The 13,539-nt window shown below is 41.8% G+C and carries 20 protein-coding genes and 2 pseudogenes; 3 read left to right on the forward strand and 19 right to left on the reverse strand.

The genetic code is table 11. The annotated features are described in order from the left end of the window. Nucleotides 1–235 precede the first annotated feature (235 nt). A complete protein-coding gene (locus EV282_RS19020; protein ID WP_347400211.1) occupies nucleotides 236–445 on the reverse strand; it encodes a hypothetical protein in 210 nt (69 codons plus the stop codon). A gap of 160 nt (nucleotides 446–605) precedes the next feature. On the opposite strand from EV282_RS19020, the gene pdaB reads away from it, so the two are divergent. Further along, nucleotides 606–1,367: a polysaccharide deacetylase family sporulation protein PdaB gene (pdaB, locus tag EV282_RS19025; protein WP_130297451.1), complete on the forward strand. Its 762-nt coding sequence runs from the start codon at nucleotides 606–608 to the stop codon at nucleotides 1,365–1,367. Nucleotides 1,368–1,391: 24 nt separating this feature from the next. Here pdaB and EV282_RS19030 read toward each other — a convergent pair whose 3' ends face one another. Beyond that, nucleotides 1,392–1,997, reverse strand: coding sequence for a KinB-signaling pathway activation protein (locus tag EV282_RS19030; protein ID WP_130297452.1), 606 nt, complete (start codon nucleotides 1,995–1,997; stop codon nucleotides 1,392–1,394). A gap of 147 nt (nucleotides 1,998–2,144) precedes the next feature. Here EV282_RS19030 and gerD point away from each other — a divergent pair, with 147 nt between their 5' ends. Beyond that, nucleotides 2,145–2,768 carry a spore germination lipoprotein GerD gene (gene gerD, locus EV282_RS19035; protein ID WP_130297453.1) on the forward strand — a complete coding sequence of 208 codons (624 nt, stop codon included), beginning with the start codon at nucleotides 2,145–2,147 and terminating at the stop codon, nucleotides 2,766–2,768. 27 nt (nucleotides 2,769–2,795) lie between these two features. Here gerD and EV282_RS19040 read toward each other — a convergent pair whose 3' ends face one another. The 17 genes and pseudogenes from EV282_RS19040 to EV282_RS19120 form a co-directional block, all read right to left on the reverse strand. Next, nucleotides 2,796–3,839, reverse strand: coding sequence for an Mrp/NBP35 family ATP-binding protein (locus tag EV282_RS19040; RefSeq protein WP_130297454.1), 1,044 nt, complete (start codon nucleotides 3,837–3,839; stop codon nucleotides 2,796–2,798). A gap of 120 nt (nucleotides 3,840–3,959) precedes the next feature. Continuing rightward, nucleotides 3,960–4,685: an N-acetylmuramoyl-L-alanine amidase CwlD gene (gene cwlD, locus EV282_RS19045; protein ID WP_130297455.1), complete on the reverse strand. Its 726-nt coding sequence runs from the start codon at nucleotides 4,683–4,685 to the stop codon at nucleotides 3,960–3,962. Between the two features lie 72 nt (nucleotides 4,686–4,757). Further along, entirely contained in the window at nucleotides 4,758–5,198 is a 441-nt protein-coding gene (locus EV282_RS19050; protein WP_077365544.1) for a DUF2521 family protein, read from the reverse strand. A 372-nt stretch (nucleotides 5,199–5,570) separates the two neighbouring features. Then, nucleotides 5,571–5,963, reverse strand: coding sequence for a 30S ribosomal protein S9 (rpsI, locus tag EV282_RS19055; RefSeq protein ID WP_066237857.1), 393 nt, complete (start codon nucleotides 5,961–5,963; stop codon nucleotides 5,571–5,573). 17 nt (nucleotides 5,964–5,980) lie between these two features. Continuing rightward, a complete protein-coding gene (rplM, locus tag EV282_RS19060; RefSeq protein ID WP_066285587.1) occupies nucleotides 5,981–6,418 on the reverse strand; it encodes a 50S ribosomal protein L13 in 438 nt (145 codons plus the stop codon). Between the two features lie 150 nt (nucleotides 6,419–6,568). Next, nucleotides 6,569–7,333, reverse strand: coding sequence for a tRNA pseudouridine(38-40) synthase TruA (truA, locus tag EV282_RS19065; protein ID WP_130297456.1), 765 nt, complete (start codon nucleotides 7,331–7,333; stop codon nucleotides 6,569–6,571). Nucleotides 7,334–7,346: 13 nt separating this feature from the next. Further along, nucleotides 7,347–8,144, reverse strand: coding sequence for an energy-coupling factor transporter transmembrane component T family protein (locus tag EV282_RS19070; protein WP_130297457.1), 798 nt, complete (start codon nucleotides 8,142–8,144; stop codon nucleotides 7,347–7,349). Nucleotide 8,145: 1 nt separating this feature from the next. Beyond that, nucleotides 8,146–9,012: an energy-coupling factor ABC transporter ATP-binding protein gene (locus tag EV282_RS19075; protein ID WP_130297458.1), complete on the reverse strand. Its 867-nt coding sequence runs from the start codon at nucleotides 9,010–9,012 to the stop codon at nucleotides 8,146–8,148. After that, nucleotides 8,997–9,827 carry an energy-coupling factor ABC transporter ATP-binding protein gene (locus EV282_RS19080; protein WP_130297459.1) on the reverse strand — a complete coding sequence of 277 codons (831 nt, stop codon included), beginning with the start codon at nucleotides 9,825–9,827 and terminating at the stop codon, nucleotides 8,997–8,999. The genes EV282_RS19075 and EV282_RS19080 overlap by 16 nt, the downstream gene beginning before the upstream one ends. Before the next feature lie 412 nt (nucleotides 9,828–10,239). Continuing rightward, nucleotides 10,240–10,602: a 50S ribosomal protein L17 gene (gene rplQ, locus EV282_RS19085; protein WP_066285577.1), complete on the reverse strand. Its 363-nt coding sequence runs from the start codon at nucleotides 10,600–10,602 to the stop codon at nucleotides 10,240–10,242. A gap of 58 nt (nucleotides 10,603–10,660) precedes the next feature. After that, nucleotides 10,661–11,605 (reverse strand): DNA-directed RNA polymerase subunit alpha, encoded by a 945-nt coding sequence (locus EV282_RS19090; protein WP_130297460.1) that lies wholly within the window; start codon nucleotides 11,603–11,605, stop codon nucleotides 10,661–10,663. Nucleotides 11,606–11,748: 143 nt separating this feature from the next. Beyond that, nucleotides 11,749–12,144: a 30S ribosomal protein S11 gene (gene rpsK / locus EV282_RS19095; RefSeq protein WP_066237883.1), complete on the reverse strand. Its 396-nt coding sequence runs from the start codon at nucleotides 12,142–12,144 to the stop codon at nucleotides 11,749–11,751. A 20-nt stretch (nucleotides 12,145–12,164) separates the two neighbouring features. Continuing rightward, a complete protein-coding gene (rpsM, locus tag EV282_RS19100; protein ID WP_130297461.1) occupies nucleotides 12,165–12,530 on the reverse strand; it encodes a 30S ribosomal protein S13 in 366 nt (121 codons plus the stop codon). A 21-nt stretch (nucleotides 12,531–12,551) separates the two neighbouring features. Then, nucleotides 12,552–12,665: a 50S ribosomal protein L36 gene (rpmJ, locus tag EV282_RS19105; RefSeq protein ID WP_007203526.1), complete on the reverse strand. Its 114-nt coding sequence runs from the start codon at nucleotides 12,663–12,665 to the stop codon at nucleotides 12,552–12,554. A 35-nt stretch (nucleotides 12,666–12,700) separates the two neighbouring features. Further along, nucleotides 12,701–12,919, reverse strand: a complete 219-nt coding sequence (gene infA / locus EV282_RS19110; protein ID WP_066237890.1) for a translation initiation factor IF-1 — start codon at nucleotides 12,917–12,919, stop codon at nucleotides 12,701–12,703. After that, nucleotides 12,912–13,235, reverse strand: coding sequence for a KOW domain-containing RNA-binding protein (locus EV282_RS19115; RefSeq protein WP_077365530.1), 324 nt, complete (start codon nucleotides 13,233–13,235; stop codon nucleotides 12,912–12,914). Before EV282_RS19115 ends, infA begins: the two co-directional genes overlap by 8 nt. Nucleotides 13,236–13,249: 14 nt before the next feature. Then, nucleotides 13,250–13,465 (reverse strand): annotated as a pseudogene (locus EV282_RS19120) (M24 family metallopeptidase); the annotation flags it as partial. On the opposite strand from EV282_RS19120, the pseudogene EV282_RS19125 reads away from it, so the two are divergent. Further along, nucleotides 13,462–13,539 (forward strand): annotated as a pseudogene (locus EV282_RS19125) (type I methionyl aminopeptidase); the annotation flags it as partial. The pseudogenes EV282_RS19120 and EV282_RS19125 overlap by 4 nt on opposite strands.

The following is a 13,539-nucleotide window of genomic DNA, read 5'->3' on the forward strand; positions in this document are numbered from 1 at the left end:
ACTGACGGAATTAATTCTTAATTCCTTACCTTTGCTTTTGTTCAGTTTTCAAAGAACTTGTTTGTTTAAAGCTTGTCGCTCGTTTTGGCGACTTTTATAAGATACCACCGTTTAACAGCTGATGTCAACCGCTTTTTTTAATGAATCTTAATTTGTTTGTAACGCCGCTGTAAAAGCGACAAGAAATAATATACCACCATGCATATGTAATGGTCAATAGTTTTTCTCAAAAAAATTAGTTACTTTGTTTTTGCCTTAAATACCTTCTGCAATCGGCTGGTTTTGCAAACCGGCAGAATAAACGATAAATGATTTGGTACCTTTCTTCAAGGACCGATTTTACGATTCCATCGATTCTTTGATCTTCTAGATCATACATCAGTTCTTCCATTTCTTTTTTTAGTACATATTCGAATTCATTAAGTTCCTGATGGTTCAGCATCATTCCGATCAAAACACAACACCCCGCTTTACTTTTCTTTTATCATTATTGCCACGAAAAAGCTCTGTTATTATTTTTTGGTTTTTCTTAAATATCCGTCATATCTTGTCCAGACAGTCATAAATATTTTGTAAGGAAGTATGGACAAGGGGGTAAAGAGCAAATGAAATTTTTCTTTGTCATAAACGGTAAGAAAGTAAAACAATACATGGTTGTTGTGTTTGCAGCATTTTTTGCTGCCTCCCTCGCTTTCGTGGGACAGCAGCAACTATCTGTATTCTCATCAAAGGATGGTCCTCGAGCTATATACAAAGGGGAAGATCAGGGGAATAAGGTTTCCTTGACCTTTGACATCAGCTGGGGAGACAAACGGGTTACACCGATCCTGGATATTTTAAAAGAAAAAGGGGTAAAGAATTGTACCTTCTTCTTATCAGCTGCATGGGCTGAACGACACCCTGATATTGTTGAACGAATCGTGAAAGATGGTCATGAGGTCGCGAGTCTTGGTTATCAATATAAAAGCTATACCGAGTGGGAAGATAAACAGATCAAGAGGGATATTCTTTTAGCTCAAGAGAAGATTAAGAAGGTTTCGGGCAAGATGACTTCCCTTCTTCGACCGCCGAATGGGAATTTCGATGAGCGAGTACTTAATATTTCTGAAAACTTGAATCATACGGTTGTTCATTGGAGCATTGATACGAAGGATTGGAAAAACCCAGGTGTCGACAAGATTGTTACTACAGCAACAGATGGTACGAAGGCAGGAGATATCATCCTGCTTCATGCATCTGATTCTGTTAAACAGACACATAAAGCCCTGCCGCAAATCATTGATAAATTAAAAGGTGATGGTTTTAAGCTGGTAAGTGTAAGTGAGATGATCGCGAATACAGAAGCAAGCAGTAAAGAAGTGAACTAATAAAAAGCAAAAAGCCCATGCATTTTAAGATGCAATGGGCTTTTTTTGGTTGTTCTTCTGCAGCAATCTGTGCAGCATTAATATCTGATACGTATTACATAGCATTAACGGAACGAATCCCATCCAAAGAGATAGAGCATTGTTTTCTTTAAGCACCGGTACCCATTCCAGGATGGTTACGACTGTAATAAAGAAGAGGGTCGGGATAAATGCTACGTTAGATGTTTGTTTAACTTTTAAATATGCGATGATCAAACCATATACTAAAATCGCAAGTGGAATCACTATATAGTTCACTATACTGTCGCCTTCTTTATGAAAGGACGTATATCTTAAATAAAATAAATCGAACAGTACGACAGCAATAAGAACAAGCTGCACACCATTCCAAAGGCGATGGCTCTTAAAGATGCCTAAGCCAAAACGGTGAACGGTCAAATAGGCAAAGAAACCCATCTGGCTAAAAACACTGAATAAGGCCCCAAAGCCGATCAGTCCAAAAATGTATAATAACAGCTCAAAAATGGTGCTGTTCTCAGGAAATTTTAATATGAGTCCGACCGTGATGGCACTCACAATTCCGATTAAAAGTGTGGTTACGAATAAAAAGAGCCAACTTTTGATTTTCACGCTTGTTTTCCCCCTCTAACTTGCTCCGTTACGATTGTACCAATGTCTTTTTTAAATTGCCAGTTTTCCTTTAAATAACCAGTATAAATAAATCCTAAAAATCAATCCTAATGATATATAGCCCACTTGAAAGGAGGAGGAAACCATTTGAAAAAAATATACACTTTCCTCTTTTGTATCATTCTGGCCTCTCTTACGGGCTGTGCACAAAATGAAGCCCAGGGAAGTTCCCAGATGGATTATGAAACGACAAAGAAGATGTTTGTCGACTTATTAAAAACAGATGAAGGAAAAAAAGCTATAAAAGAAGTATTATCCGATAAAGAAATTCAGCAGGAAATCCTGATTGACCAAGAAGTCGTAAAACAGACGATCGAACAGCAGCTTCTTTCTGAGAAAGGGCAGAAGTTCTGGCAGACACTTTTTAAAGACCCTAAGTTCTCTGTAGCTTTTGCAAAAAGCATGAGAAAAGAACACGAAAAGCTAATGAAGGATCTTATCAAAGATCCCCAATATCAGGCAGAAGTGATGAAGATCATGCAAAATCCGCAAATGGCACAAAAACTTTTAGGACTTGTTGATACTCAGCCTGTCCGAAAAGAAATGAAAAAAGTAATGCTTGAAACATTTGAGAGTCCGATTGTTCAGGCTCAAATTCAAGAAATGCTGAAAAAAGTAGCACATGATGAAATCGATCAATCCATTTCGAAAAAAGAAAAAGAAGCATCTGGCGGCGGCCAGCAGGAACAGGAACAATCAAACGCACAATAAAAGCCTCTCAATCAAGAGAGGCCTTTTTTATTTTGTTTTTTCAATGATGGTCTTAGCCATATTGATATAATGCTCGCCGATCGGATGAGTCTGCTCATACACACTTGGGGCAAAATCATCTTCTTTTATTTCAGGCTGTCCTAATGGAATCTGCCCAAGCAAAGGAACGTTTAATTCTTCCGCTAATCGCTTTCCTCCATCTTTGCCGAAAACATATTCTTTTTCGCCAGTGGACCCGCTTTGGAAATAAGCCATGTTCTCAACAATTCCAAGAACTTCATGATTTGTTTTGATCGCCATCGTTCCAGCTCTTGCAGCAACAAACGCTGCAGTCGCATGAGGTGTTGTAACGATTACTTCTTTACATTTTGGAAGCATCTTATGAACGTCCAGTGCAACATCCCCAGTACCAGGTGGCAGGTCGAGAAGAACATAATCCAGATCTCCCCATTCTACTTCACTAAAGAAGTTCATCAGCATTTTACCTAACATCGGTCCGCGCCAAATAACTGGTGCATTGTCTTCTACAAAGAACGCCATAGAAATGACTTTTACTCCAAAGCGGTCAACAGGAAAAATGCGATCGCCTTTTACCTTGGGGCGCTCAGTGATTCCCATCATATCCGGTACACTGAAACCATAAATGTCCGCATCGATCAATCCTACTTTTTTTCCTAACCGTGCAAGTGCTACTGCTAAGTTGACGGAAACCGTTGATTTACCTACTCCGCCTTTACCACTTGCGATCGCAATAAACTCAGTCTTGCTGTTTTCAGACAAAAGTGTCGGTGCGCCAGCCTGCTCTTGCGGCTGTTGTTCTGTCTGAACATCATCTCTTTTTTCAAATCGCAAACCGACAGACTCGACACCAGCGTTCTTAAGAACTTGTACAATCTGCTGCTGCAGCTGCATCTGTTCTGGTGTTCCTGTATGCGCAAGGCCGATCTTTAATCCAACATACCCTTCTTTTATTTTAAGCTCACGAATACTTCCGGAATCCACCATGCTTTTATGTAAATAAGGGTCTTGAATAGGACTTAACAGTTCGATTACTTTCTCTTCAGTAAGCACAAAGACACACATCCTTTACCTGTAAAATTCCTTTTCAGTATATCACAACCTTAGAGGACAAGCATGAAAGCGGTTTTAAATGATGTGGTTGATGCTAATAAAGCCATAAAGAGAAACTCCTTAATCATAAGGAGTTTTAGGAGGTGTTTCGTTTGTATAGTATCTGAGCATTCCTTGATAAATAGAAGCAGCCACTTTTTGCTGATACGATTTCGTCTTTAGCAATTCACGTTCTGATGGATTAGATAAGAATCCTACTTCAACCAAAGCACCAGGAACTTCAGCTGACCGGAGCAGGTATAGTCCTTCAATCGATTTTGCAAAACGGTTCGTATTTTCAAGGTTCCGCTTTATCTCATCTTGAATAAATAATGATACCGCTTCACCTTCTTCTCTACCAGGGTGGTAAAAAACTTGAGCGCCTCTCCATCTGGAGGAAGGCAAAGAATTCAAATGAATACTGATAAATAAGTCCGCATGATTTTCGTTAATGATTTTTTTTCGTTCTTTTAAATCTTCCCATTTTCGATGTCTTAGCTTTCTCGTTCCTTTTTCAGCCAAGTCTTTGTCTGTTTCACGTGTCATGATAACAAGAGCTCCCGCTTCCTGCAGATAATCACGCAGCATAATCGAGATGTTTAAGGCGATTTCCTTTTCGAGTACTTCACCGTCACCAACGGCACCGCCATCTGCACCGCCATGTCCAGGATCGATCACGATAATTTTTCCGGATAACGGCAGATTCCATGCACGCCATGAATCATTATCTAAAAAACGATAGGTGAAAATAAAGATAAGGACTGCGCAACCTAATGCAAATGCGGCTCCCTTCACCCACTTCTTCATGTTTTGTCCCCCTATACAAGCCATATATTACTATGTATATGGGACAAGAAAGAATTTATAACTTATTGAAGATTATTGCAGTTTCATCCTGTAGCGTTTTTCACCGTTTCTGTATCCTTCCATCCACCAAACATGGACATAGGCTTCACAGCAGAGGTGCAGTGATTCCATCATCATCTCTGTACCCCAGCACCAGAACTGCCAATACTCAAAAAGTCCATCTGCGATCGCTTTTTGTTTTTCATATGCACGATCTTTAATCTTTTCTAACGTTTCACCATGGTAAGCAAAACGGCTGTAGCCTGCACCTAGCAGATACGCATCGATAGCCATATCAATGCATGCGTCCTCAATATCATTTTGATACAGAAGAGAATATTGGAAAAACGGCTGGAACAACCGCTGAAATTCCTTTTTTATATTAGGAAGCGACAAGTCGCGAAGTACTTTCCGCTCGAAATTTTCTTTTTTATAGCGCTGTTTTTCTCTAAAGTTGTTTAAAACAATAGCCATTCTTTCTCCCCTTCCTGCGTTTTAATTTTACGCATTGTTTTTCCTTACCTTTATTTTTCTCAAAGGAAGGTTTATCGACACTGCATAAAAGATGGTAAGGGAAAAGCTGGCATTATTGTGCTAAAAAACATAAGGTAATCCTTCCACTCAGGCACAATTGAAACGAATCCAAAAGTTTTAGTATTGAATCCAGAAATTTGGTCCCTGAATCCAAAAATTTTTGCATCCAATCCACGAAAAACGAGCATTTATCCACGAGTTTACAATCCTCGACAAATTACGCACATGTAATCCGGCTATGTACAAAGCCTAAGAAAACAAAAAACCCCGCTCTCCAAAAAGAGAACAGGGTTTTGATAAACGTATAAAGAATTAACGTTTTGAGAACTGAGGTGCACGACGAGCGCCTTTAAGTCCGTACTTCTTACGCTCTTTCATACGAGCGTCACGAGTAAGGAATCCAGCTGCTTTAAGTGATCCGCGGTACTCAGGATCTGCTTCTAGAAGCGCACGAGAGATACCGTGACGGATAGCTCCTGCTTGTCCAGTGTATCCACCGCCATGAACAGTTACTAATACGTCATACTTATCAGTTGTTTCAGTTGTGTTAAGTGGTTGCTTAACGATAAGCTTTAATGTTTCTAATCCGAAAAATTCGTCTATGTCACGTCCGTTGATAACGATACGGCCTTCACCAGGAACTAATCGTACACGTGCTACGGAGTGCTTACGACGTCCAGTGCCATAATATTGTACTTGTGCCACGTAAATACCCTCCTTTTTTATCCGCGTAACTCGTAGTTTTCAGGTTTTTGTGCTTGATGGTTGTGCTCAGCTCCAGCATATACGTGAAGCTTTTTGAACATTTGGCGACCAAGGCTGTTCTTTGGAAGCATACCTTTGATTGCTAGCTCAAGCATTTGAACCGGACGAGTTGTACGCATTTCTAATGCAGTTCTCGTACGAAGTCCACCTGGGTGTCCAGTGTGGCGGTAATAAATTTTGTCAGTCAATTTCTTACCTGTTAATTCGATCTTTTCTGCGTTGATGATGATCACGTGATCACCAGTGTCAACGTGTGGTGTATAAATAGGCTTATGCTTACCGCGAAGGATAGAAGCAACTTCACTGGATAGACGTCCAAGAGTCTTGCCTTCAGCGTCGATCACAAACCATTTACGTTCTACTTCAGAAGCTTTCGCCATGAAAGTCGTACGCATGTGTTTTCCCTCCTGTATCTTCAATCAAATTCAATTATATTCAATGTGAACATTTCCCAAAATATCTCCGGGGCATGTGGACGATATCTTTAGAAATACCAAATAATATCTTATAATATATAAACAACGATGTCAAGCGTATCCTAAATATTATTCATGATTCTCATGGTAATTCTCTTGGTAATTTACTTGGTATAAATAAAGGCCATGAGCAGGTGCTGTTTTTCCAGCTAACGCTCGATCTTTGCCTGCAATAACCGCTATGATCTCATCAGGCTTTCTTTTGCCTTGTCCGACCTCTAAAAGAGTCCCGATGATTATCCTCACCATGTTGTACAAAAAGCCGCTGCCTTTGATTTTAAAGGTCAGAGCCTTTCCTTCTTCTAACACATCCAAAGCATAGATTGTTCTTACCTTATCCGCTACTTCTGAACGTGCAGATGAAAACGAAGTAAAGTCATGTGTGCCTAGAAAACAGTTGCACGCTTTTTGGATATCCCTAATGTTTAAAGGATACGGATAATGAAACATGTGGTTCCTTCTAAAAACATCAGGCTGTTTACTTACGAGCAGTTTGTAATGATATTCTTTGCTTTCTGCCGAAAACCGGGAATGAAACGAATCCGGTACTTCTTCCACATCTTTTATCAAAATGTCATCCGGCAGCATCGCGTTTAAAGCTTTACCCCATGCATCACTCGGTATGTTCATTTCTGTATCAAAATGGAACACTTGACCGAGCGCGTGCACACCTGCATCCGTCCGGCCAGAGGCCGAAATCTGTACAGCCTCTCCTTTATGCATCTTTTGGAGAACAGACTGAATCGTCCCTTGCACCGTTCTTCCGCTAGGCTGTATTTGGTATCCGGCAAAGTCAGTTCCGTCATAAGCTACGGTTACTTTCATACGAGCCATAGTTTTTCTCCTTTTAACTGCGTAATAAAAATAGCAATAATGTCAGCAGGATAAGCAGTACTAAGGCAAATGTATCCCGATTATGCCACTCTAGCGCTCTTAACCTCGTTCTGCCTTCCCCGCCGCGGTAACCTCTTGCTTCCATGGCAAGTGCAAGCTCTTCTGCACGCTTAAATGAAGATACAAACAAAGGAACGAGAAGCGGAACAAAGGCCTTCGCCCGTTCTTTAATAGGACCGCTTGTGAAATCTGCACCGCGAGCCATTTGGGCCTTCATGATCTTCTCTGTCTCTTGCAGAAGGGTCGGAATAAAACGAAGAGATATCGACATCATTAAAGCAAACTCATGAACAGGCAGCTTCCACTTTTTCAATGGACCAAGCAGATGTTCAAGTCCGTCTGTTATATCAATCGGTGTCGTAGTCAAGGTTAGCAACGAAGTCATCAACACAAGCAACAGAAGTCTCAACGCGATAAAGATACCCTGGATTACTCCGCCTTCGTATATTTCTAACCAGCCCGCTTTATAGAGCACATCTCCTTCTTTTGTTAAAAAGATGTGCAGAAGCATCGTGAAAACTACAAGAATAAGGATCGGTTTAAGTCCTTTATATAAAAACCGAAGCGGAACTTTGGATGATGAGATGGTGACAGCTGTAAAAGCAATCAGCAGCCCATACGTGATCCAGTTGTTAGCTAGAAAGACAATGAATAAATAAAAGAATGCAGCAATCAGCTTTGAACGAGAATCCATCCGGTGCAGAGGAGACGATGCCGGGTAATACTGACCAATAATTACATTTTGCAGCATGTTAGCTCCCCCTCTTCTTGAGAGCTTGTCCAAGACTTTTAGCCAGTTCTTCTATTGTAAAATCCGAAAGTGACAGGTTCTGCCCTGACTTCTCGTTCCACTTTAAAAGAAATTGAACCGTTTCCGGCACATCCAATCCTGCCTCTTGAAGGGCTTTTCTCTCATTAAAAATTTCGCTTGGCTTCCCGTGCAGGTAAAGCTCACCCTTATGCATGACAGCAATCTCATCCGCATATTTGGAGGCATCCTCCATGCTGTGAGTGACAAGCACAGTTGTTAACTTGTTTTTTTGATGAAGATCATAAAATAGATCCATGATTTCTACACGGCCTGCGGGATCCAATCCTGCAGTCGGTTCATCAAGAATTAGAACTTCTGGATTCATAGCAAGCACACCGGCGATTGCTACTCTTCTCATCTGGCCTCCGCTTAAGTCAAACGGTGATTTGCTTAAAACGGTTTGCGGCAATCCTACCATCTCAATCACTCTTGAAGCTGTATTCTTCGCTTCCTCTTCTGCCATCCCAAAATTGCGAGGACCGAACATGATGTCCTTTTCAACTGTTTCTTCAAACAGCTGATGCTCCGGATATTGAAAAACGATTCCTGCCTTTTTGCGAAGTGGCTTTAGATCTTGCTTCTTCCCGCCAGCTTCTAAAAGCGTGTCGCCCATTTTTATAGATCCAGCCGATGGTTTCAACAGGCCATTCAAATGCTGAATAAGTGTCGACTTTCCAGACCCCGTATGCCCGATAAGTGCGAGGAATGTTTCATCGGGTATATGCAGGTTCACATCATGAAGAGCACGTCTTTCAAATGGCGTTCCTTGCATATAACGATGTTCGAGTTGCTTTATGCTAATTTCCATAATGCATTCACCAGCTCTTCCTGCGTTAGATAGCCTCTTTCAAGCTCGACTCCCTGCCGGCGAAGAGCCTCGCTTAATTTTAGTGAAAACGGTAAATCCAGACCAGCAGACTTCAGCAAATCACGTTGCTGAAAGATAGTATCAGGTTTCCCTTCTGCTGCTTTTTCCCCCATTTTCATGACGACAACTCTGTCTGCACTTAGCGCTTCCTCTAAATCATGGGTGATTGAAATAACAGTTATGCCTTCATTTTGATTGAGTTCACGAACTGTTTCCATCACTTCAATCCTGCCAATCGGATCGAGCATTGAAGTGGCTTCATCTAATACGATGACAGAAGGCTTTTGTGCTAGAATACCCGCAATCGCTACTCTCTGTTTTTGACCGCCGGATAATTGATGCGGCTCTTGACTCAAGAAAGCTTCCATGCCTACTCGCTGAACACTCTCATTGATCCGTTTGATCATTTCTTCACGAGGTACACCAAAGTTTTCAAGACCAAACGCTATATCATCTTGAACGCTTGTCCCTACAAATTGATTATCAGGGTTCTGAAAAACCATCCCTACCTGTCTGCGGATCTCCCAAATGTCATCCTCACGCGCTGTTACGTACTCAGAAACATTCACAGTACCCTCATTGGGCAGCAACAGACCATTCAGCAGTTTTGCCAAAGTAGACTTTCCAGAACCATTATGGCCAACAATAGAAAGCCACTCGCCTTTATATACATCTAAGCTCACGTTTTTCAGCGTAGCCGTCTCTTCTCCCGGATAAAAAAAGGTCACATCCTTAACCGAAATAATGCTCTCCATGTGACATCCTCCTCTTAGCTGCTGCTATTCTAAGCTGCTCTCTGCTCTCGTTTATAAAAAGCTCTTCTATTTAGTGCTGATGCAAAGGCTGGAATGTCCCAGATTCCCATTACATTCAGCAATGGTTTAAAACGACTTTTAAAGAAGATTGTTTGGTTTGCTTTTTTGCTTCCCTGACTAGTTGATTGGAGCGCAGGATGCGAGACTCCTGCGGGACGAGTGGGACAGGTGAGACTCCTAAAGGCGCAAAGCGCCAGGAGGCTCACCGCCCGCCCCGCGGAAAGCGAGCATCCGGAGCGCAAATCAACTCTTCCAAAGGAGCGACAAAGCTCTACGTTATCAATTTTTTAATCAAATAAAAAAGGGCAAGATTGTCATCGAAGACTTGATCCCGCCCTTTAAGTAACGTTTATTATACTAATTCAATGATAACCATTGGTGCACCATCACCACGGCGAGGGCCGATTTTTGCGATGCGAGTGTAACCACCGTTACGCTCAGCATAGCGAGGTGCAAGATCACTGAAAAGTTTTTGAAGAGATCTTTGGCCAGACTCACTGTCTGCTACTTCGTTACGAAGGAACGATGCAGCCTGACGGCGAGCATGAAGGTCTCCACGCTTACCAAGCGTAATCATTTTTTCAGCAAATTTACGAACTTCTTTTGCACGTGCTTCTGTAGTTTCAATACGCTCGTTGATGATTAAATCAGTAGCTAAATCACGAAGCATTGCTTTACGAACCGCAGATACACGACCTAACTTTTGGTATCCCATGCTTGTATTCCCTCCTCTGCGCGTTTCTCTCTCGTCTTGAAAAAGCGCGTATTACGAATTAATCGTCAGCGCGTAATGAAAGACCAAGCTCATCAAGTTTCTCCTGAACTTCTTCAAGAGACTTCTTGCCAAGGTTGCGTACTTTCATCATGTCTTCTTCAGACTTATTCGCAAGTTCTTGTACTGTATTAATGCCAGCACGCTTTAGGCAGTTGTAAGAACGAACAGAAAGATCAAGTTCTTCAATAGTCATTTCAAGAACTTTTTCCTTTTGGTCTTCTTCTTTTTCTACCATAATCTCAGCGTTCTGAGCTTGATCTGTTAAGCCAACAAAAATGTTTAAATGTTCGCTAATGATCTTCGCACCAAGAGAAACTGCTTCCTCTGGACGAATGCTCCCATCTGTCCATACATCAAGCGTTAGCTTATCATAGTTTGTTACTTGTCCTACACGAGTGTTTTCAACTTGATAATTTACACGAGAAATAGGTGTGTAAATAGAATCAACAGGAATAACACCGATAGGCAGGTCTTCGCGTTTATTGCCTTCTGCCTGTACATAACCACGACCACGTTTAGCATGAAGCTTCATTTGGAAATGAGCTCCCTTTGCTAGTGTTGCGATATGAAGATCCGGATTAAGGATTTCTACATCGCTGTCGTGAGTAATGTCACCAGCTGTTACAACACCATCACCTTGTACGTCGATTTCAAGTGTCTTTTCTTCATCAGAGTAAATCTTCATTGCAAGCTTCTTCAAGTTCAAGATGATTGTAGTAACATCTTCAACTACACCTTCAACTGTTGAGAACTCATGCAATACGCCATTAATCTGAATAGATGTAACTGCTGCACCAGGTAGTGAGGACAACAAGATACGACGCAAGGAGTTGCCTAGTGTAGTCCCGTATCCACGTTCAAGTGGTTCAACAACAAACTTTCCGTATGTGGCATCGTCGCTGATTTCAACCGTCTCAATTCTTGGCTTTTCGATTTCGATCATTCAACTGAACCCTCCTTCAAACGTCGAATCTCGGCTGGATTGTACCAGCCGAAATTCCCCATAGGCATTCCGACTTATCTTTTGCCAAAACTTTTACTATAACCATTATAGACAAGTTATGGAATTATATACCGTGTATATCGTTACACACGACGGCGTTTTGGCGGACGGCAACCGTTGTGAGGTACAGGAGTAACATCACGAATAGCTGTTACTTCTAAGCCTACCGCTTGAAGGGCACGGATTGCTGCTTCACGTCCAGCTCCAGGTCCTTTAACGGATACTTCCAACGTCTTCATACCATGTTCCATTGCAGTTTTACCAGCTGTTTCAGCTGCCATTTGTGCTGCGAACGGAGTAGACTTACGAGAACCTTTAAATCCTAGGTGACCAGCAGTCGCCCAAGAGATTGCGTTCCCGTGCGTGTCAGTAATCGTAATGATCGTGTTGTTGAATGTAGAACGGATATGTGCTACGCCGACTTCAACATTCTTTTTGACACGACGCTTACGTGTGTTAGTCTTACGTGCTTTTGCCATTTAGAGTTTACCTCCTTTACTTACTTTTTCTTATTCGCTACAGTACGACGAGGTCCTTTACGAGTACGGGAGTTGTTCTTCGTGTTTTGACCACGTACTGGTAATCCACGACGATGACGAACACCACGATATGCTCCGATCTCGATTAGACGCTTGATGTTTAGTGAAACTTCACGGCGAAGGTCACCCTCCACTTTGTGTCCATCGATGACTTCGCGGATTTTGTTTAATTCTTCTTCAGTAAGATCACGAACTCGTGTATCTTCAGAAACTCCAGCTGCAGCAAGAATTTGCTGTGCTTTTGTTTTACCGATACCGAAGATGTATGTTAATGAGATAACTACTCGCTTATCACGAGGAATATCTACACCTGCAACACGTGCCATAATTTTTGCACCTCCTGTATATTAACCTTGTTTTTGTTTATGTTTCGGATTTTCACAGATCACCATTACAGTGCCTCTGCGGCGAATCACTTTACACTTTTCACATATTGGCTTGACTGATGGTCTTACCTTCATTTTTTATAACCTCCTTATGTCACGGAGTACATTGATTATTTAAAACGATACGTTATACGACCACGTGATAAGTCATACGGAGACAATTCTACGGTTACTTTATCTCCTGGAAGAATTCGAATGTAGTGCATACGAATCTTTCCAGAAACGTGCGCTAGAACTTTGTGTCCGTTTTCTAGTTCAACACGAAACATGGCGTTCGGCAAAGGTTCAATAACTGTACCTTCTACCTCGATAACATCATCTTTAGCCATCGACTTGATCTCCCTTCTTCAGAGCAATGACTTTCTCGTCGGAAAACTTCGCTACTGCATAACGCAATTTGCCATTGGTTACACGACCTGTTTCAAGAATGCTTTTAACAACTTCCGGAGAAATAAAATCCAGCAGCTCTAAATGGTTCAGGTTTTTTCGTTTGGCGCGATCGAACTTGCGTTTATCACCATCAGCTACGAGAACAAAACGTCCATCGAGAATGCCGACTATAACACCAAGCCGATCTGCGTCTCTTCCTTTTAGTATCCGAACCAGCTGTCCTATATTCGGTACCGAATCAGATTCGCTTACCATCTCATCACCTTCACCTAGATCTTTGTTAAGATTTCAAAGCCTTCCTCCGTAATGACAACCGTGTGTTCAAAGTGAGCACACCATTTGCCATCCGTTGTGACAACCGTCCAGTTATCGGATAATGTTCGAACATAGCGAGTTCCCGCATTTATCATCGGTTCTATTGCTAGAACCATGCCCTTTTTCAGTACCGGTCCTTTACCAGGCGGTCCGTAATGAGGAATTTGCGGGAACTCGCTATGTTCGAACATTATCCGATAACTGGACGGTTGTCACAACGGATGGCAAATGGTGTGCTCACTTT

Source organism: Fictibacillus sp. BK138 (assembly GCF_004216955.1).
Lineage (GTDB): Bacteria > Bacillota > Bacilli > Bacillales > Fictibacillaceae > Fictibacillus.

What these genes read in the sequence shown, in the direction of transcription:
- EV282_RS19020 (WP_347400211.1), bottom strand. Translation starts at nt 445, where the DNA reads ATGATGCTGAACCATCAGGAACTTAATGAATTCGAATATGTACTAAAA.
- pdaB (WP_130297451.1), top strand. Translation starts at nt 606, where the DNA reads ATGAAATTTTTCTTTGTCATAAACGGTAAGAAAGTAAAACAATACATG.
- cwlD (WP_130297455.1), bottom strand. Translation starts at nt 4,685, where the DNA reads ATGAAGAAGTGGGTGAAGGGAGCCGCATTTGCATTAGGTTGCGCAGTC.
- EV282_RS19050 (WP_077365544.1), bottom strand. Translation starts at nt 5,198, where the DNA reads ATGGCTATTGTTTTAAACAACTTTAGAGAAAAACAGCGCTATAAAAAA.
- rplM (WP_066285587.1), bottom strand. Translation starts at nt 6,418, where the DNA reads ATGCGTACGACTTTCATGGCGAAAGCTTCTGAAGTAGAACGTAAATGG.
- truA (WP_130297456.1), bottom strand. Translation starts at nt 7,333, where the DNA reads ATGGCTCGTATGAAAGTAACCGTAGCTTATGACGGAACTGACTTTGCC.
- EV282_RS19070 (WP_130297457.1), bottom strand. Translation starts at nt 8,144, where the DNA reads ATGCTGCAAAATGTAATTATTGGTCAGTATTACCCGGCATCGTCTCCT.
- EV282_RS19075 (WP_130297458.1), bottom strand. Translation starts at nt 9,012, where the DNA reads ATGGAAATTAGCATAAAGCAACTCGAACATCGTTATATGCAAGGAACG.
- EV282_RS19080 (WP_130297459.1), bottom strand. Translation starts at nt 9,827, where the DNA reads ATGGAGAGCATTATTTCGGTTAAGGATGTGACCTTTTTTTATCCGGGA.
- rplQ (WP_066285577.1), bottom strand. Translation starts at nt 10,602, where the DNA reads ATGGGATACCAAAAGTTAGGTCGTGTATCTGCGGTTCGTAAAGCAATG.
- EV282_RS19090 (WP_130297460.1), bottom strand. Translation starts at nt 11,605, where the DNA reads ATGATCGAAATCGAAAAGCCAAGAATTGAGACGGTTGAAATCAGCGAC.
- rpsK (WP_066237883.1), bottom strand. Translation starts at nt 12,144, where the DNA reads ATGGCAAAAGCACGTAAGACTAACACACGTAAGCGTCGTGTCAAAAAG.
- rpsM (WP_130297461.1), bottom strand. Translation starts at nt 12,530, where the DNA reads ATGGCACGTGTTGCAGGTGTAGATATTCCTCGTGATAAGCGAGTAGTT.
- rpmJ (WP_007203526.1), bottom strand. Translation starts at nt 12,665, where the DNA reads ATGAAGGTAAGACCATCAGTCAAGCCAATATGTGAAAAGTGTAAAGTG.
- infA (WP_066237890.1), bottom strand. Translation starts at nt 12,919, where the DNA reads ATGGCTAAAGATGATGTTATCGAGGTAGAAGGTACAGTTATTGAACCT.
- EV282_RS19115 (WP_077365530.1), bottom strand. Translation starts at nt 13,235, where the DNA reads ATGGTAAGCGAATCTGATTCGGTACCGAATATAGGACAGCTGGTTCGG.